Source organism: Candidatus Obscuribacterales bacterium, from assembly GCA_036703605.1.
GTDB lineage: Bacteria > Cyanobacteriota > Cyanobacteriia > RECH01 > RECH01 > RECH01.
In genome coordinates this window covers 1-4,015 of record DATNRH010000308.1, presented here as the reverse complement: position 1 = coordinate 4,015, position 4,015 = coordinate 1, and the positions used below count along the sequence as shown (strand labels likewise).

At 49.8% G+C, this 4,015-nt stretch carries 2 protein-coding genes; both read left to right on the top strand.

Annotated elements, in window-relative coordinates; translation table 11 throughout:
- The first annotated feature begins 1,440 nt into the window (after positions 1-1,440).
- Positions 1,441-2,904, top strand: coding sequence for a PLP-dependent aminotransferase family protein (locus V6D20_06485; GenBank protein ID HEY9815434.1), 1,464 nt, complete (start codon positions 1,441-1,443; stop codon positions 2,902-2,904).
- Positions 2,905-2,978: 74 nt separating this feature from the next.
- On the top strand, positions 2,979-4,015 hold a 1,037-nt coding region (locus tag V6D20_06480; protein ID HEY9815433.1), incomplete at its 3' end, for an amidohydrolase family protein.

Genomic DNA, 4,015 nt, shown 5'->3' with positions numbered 1-4,015 from the left:
GCTACCAAATTATTACAGAACAGCATCAAGGTATCTTAACCTGTCAATCAGCATTAGGACAAGGAACTGTATTTACTATCAAAATTCCAGTCATAGGACAAGCATCATAAATAAGACTGTGATAGCTGTCGGTGCTAAATCATGATAGAATTTGCGCTAACGAACCGTGAGCGGAGACACTCATACTCGCACTTCATTCACAATCAAGGTAGTAGGAGCATCTTGCTCAGATTCCAATTTCATACCTTCATATTAAGTTCAGTTAAATGGTCATAACTGAGACATCCTGCATTCGGCCCCTGCTTCGCCGCCCCCTTGGCTAGGAAGCCACAAATATCTGGGTACCGCTACAGCTTTGAATAAATAGCGCATCTAACAAACTTATCATGGCTACTGTATAGCCATGGTTTCAAGCCTCTAGCGTTGACGATAGCTATATCTACATGGCGAGACTAGATAGGACTAGCGAATTAGGGTATTGCTGAATTAGGGTATGAACCTCTAGCTAGCAGCCATGAAACTCCATGCAAAAGGTTGCGGAATCCTACTCCTATTCAGCAGCACCCTAACTGACACGTTGTCCTATCATCTATTGCCCTATCGCCTACTGATAGTATCGTTGCTCTAGCCAAGCACGTACTTCTTGTTCAGAGTGACAGATCATGCGATCGCGTGTTATGGGATCATAAATTTCATAGATGCCTTGCCCATTCTTATCAGTCCGCTGTGAAATCACAGGATCATGGCTACCTAGCAGAAACTTAAGGATTGCAGATCCCCAATCAGACACGACAGGACGAATGACTTTAGACCAGAAAGTGCTCCGGGGGCGTTGGGCGACCTTCTCGTTGTATAAGGACTCTAATTGATTGCAAGTGGTGACATGATCGGGATTCATCGCGTCCTCCTAAGGACTCAGTAAAGGAATAAAACTTATCCAGCATCTAGAAATACTGGGCGACTGTGGTTGCTATAAGCTAGACATAGCCGAAAATATGCCATGTCAGCTTTCCAGCACCACCTGTGCTAAATCGAGAGTACTACCTATGGGATTAAGATTGAATAAGAACAGCGCAGATCAGTGCCCACAAAACCAATCAAGAGGACGTTCTGACCTATAGGTTTGAGTTCAGGGCAGATACTGTTGCACTCACCTTACTGAGGCTTGAATAAGAAATCAACCGAAAAATCCGATGGCATTCATGAGTAATTTTGATAGAAGGATAGATTCATCGTGTTGCCTCTCCTCAGATAGCGATCGCTGCTTGTCTAGACGGTTCCTCATCAATCTGCGGTATGAATCTAGTATGCTGTGTTACATCCAAACCAAACAGAGGCAGTTCTGCTAAATTGTTATGGGTACAGTTTGCAAAAACAAGACTGTATCGGTAGCGATCGCCCCCAACTGTACTGTTCCTCCCTAAGATACTGGCTATGGCAATGACTCCCCTTGATCTTGAATCTGACAAAAGTTTGTATGAGCAGGTAGCAGATCGCCTAGAAACCCTTATTTATGAAGGGACCCTGAAACCAGGCGATCGCCTGCCCTCTGTTCGTAAACTGCGAGAACAACTTTCGGTGAGCATTTCTACCGTGCTAGAAGCCTACCGGGTTTTAGAGGATCGGGGCATGATCTGCGCCCGGCCACAGTCGGGTTACTACGTGCGGCAAACTGCCCTACAGCAGCCTCAGGAACCAGCGACGACGGATCCACCCAAGCGCATTTATGCTATCGACAACTCCCTCACCTTTCGCTTAATGCATGCCATCCAGGATCCGAAGATCTTGAAGCTAGGGGCAGCCGTACCCGTAGCGGAACACTTACCCCTCAATGCCCTCAATCGCCTCATGGGGCAAGTGTTGCGCCAGCATTCCGCCAAGGCTCATTCCTATGATGCGCCGCCCGGCTGTGTTGAACTGCGTCGCGAGGTGGCCAAACGTATGCTCACAGCAGGATGCTCCATTAATCCAGATCAGATTGTGACCACCAACGGCACCTTTGAGGCAGTCTATCTATCGTTGCGCGCCGTGACGCAGCCAGGAGACACCGTTGCCATCGAATCGCCCACTTACTATGGGCTGCTTGAAGCCTTAGAAATGCTGCACCTGAAGGTTTTAGAATTACCAACCCACCCTCGGGATGGGCTATCGTTGGATTACTTAGAAATGGCGATGCAGCGTCAGCAGATTACGGCCTGTGTGCTGGTCTCCAACTTCAGCAATCCCCTCGGCACCTGCATGGGCGACGCCAAGAAAAAGCAGTTGGCCGAATTGCTAGAGCGCTATGATATGCCGTTGATTGAAGATGATATTTACGGCGATCTTTATTTTGAAGGAAGCCGCCCAAAAGCTATCAAGGCCTTCGATCGTAGCGGCCTAGTCCTGTACTGCGCTTCTTGTAGCAAAACCCTGTCGCCGGGAATGCGGATTGGCTGGGCGATCGCGGGTCGTTATCAGGCCAAGGTGGAGCAATTGAAGTGGGTCTTGAACCAAACGACAGCGATCGCCCCTCAGCTCACCCTGGCAGCGTTTCTGGCTAACGGTGGTTATGATCGCCACCTGCGGCAGTTGCGCCGCAAATACCAGATGCAAACGGCCCAGATGACCCAGGCTATCTGCGACTATTTTCCTGCGGAAACCAAGGTGACTCGTCCCAATGGTGGTCATGTGTTGTGGCTAGAGCTGCCTCCCGGGTTTGACTCTCTCCAACTCTATGAGGAGGCCCTTGCTCAAAATATTAGCATTGCCCCTGGCATCATTTTCTCCGCCTCCAGCGGTTATACCAACTGTTTCCGTCTCAATTGCTCCTTGCCCTGGACGGAAGATGTAGAGCAAGCCATGCGCACAATCGGCTATTTGGCCAAGAAGCAACTGGCTATGACCATACTCAGCCAACCTTTCTAGGAGAAAAGACGCTTGCGTAATTTCTCTCTGCGATCGATGATGGCTGAAACCTCCCATCAATCGGTGCAATCCCCATGGTCGCAACCTCTTATCTCATCCAAAATGCCACGGTTTTACCGTTCACACCCCAAGGAGATGGTTCCCTTAATCTGCAACCCCAACGAGTCGATGTGCTGGTGGAGGGCGATCGCATTCACCAAGTTGCGCCAAATCTAGAGCCGCCCACAGCACAAACTCACGTCATTGACGCCACCGATCAGCTACTGATTCCAGGATTTGTCAATGCCCACGCTCACTCAGTGGAGATCTTGGAAAAGGGACGTTATGAGTCCATGCCCTTAGAGTTGTGGATGCTCTACACCTATCCACCTCTGCAGCAACAGCATCTAACACCGCGACTTTGCTACCTACGCACGATGTTGGGAGCCCTCGAACAGGTGAAATCGGGAGCAACGACAATTCAAGATGACCTGATCGAAATGCCCTACGCCACACCGGAGATTTTTGCCGCTGTAGCTCAAGCTTACTTAGATCTGGGGCTACGGGTAAGCCTCACCCACCATGCAATCAACCTACCGTTGCATCAAACCATTCCGTTTTTAGGCGATTTTTTGCCAGATGATCTACGTCAGGAGTTAGAGACGTTAGAGGGATTATCCGATCAAGATTGGACTTCCCTATTCAAAGATCTCTATCAAACCTGGCATCAGCGTGATGGGCTCCTAACCCTAGCCTTGGCTCCCTCGGCTCCCCAACGCGTCACCCCCGATCTGATGCACCGGATTGCTGACTTATCTGCGGATTTTAATCTGCCGATTCATACCCATATGCTAGAAACCCGCACCCAGGCCGTGACAGGGCCCGTCTTCTATGGTGAAGGAGAGTCGGTAGTTAGCTATGCTAAGACCCACGGTATTTTGACCCATCGCACGGCGATCGCCCATGGTATTTGGCTCACCGATCGTGATATTGAGTTAATTGCCGAAGCCGGAGCGACGGTTATTCATAACGTGGTGAGCAACCACCGCCTCTGCAGCGGCATCGCGCCCATTCGCCAGTTGATGGATGCGGGTGTCACCATTGCCCTTGGCTCAGATGGGATGAGTTCCAA

Coding starts and splice junctions, on each gene's coding strand:
- V6D20_06485 (HEY9815434.1), top strand. CDS start 1,441: ATGACTCCCCTTGATCTTGAATCTGACAAAAGTTTGTATGAGCAGGTA.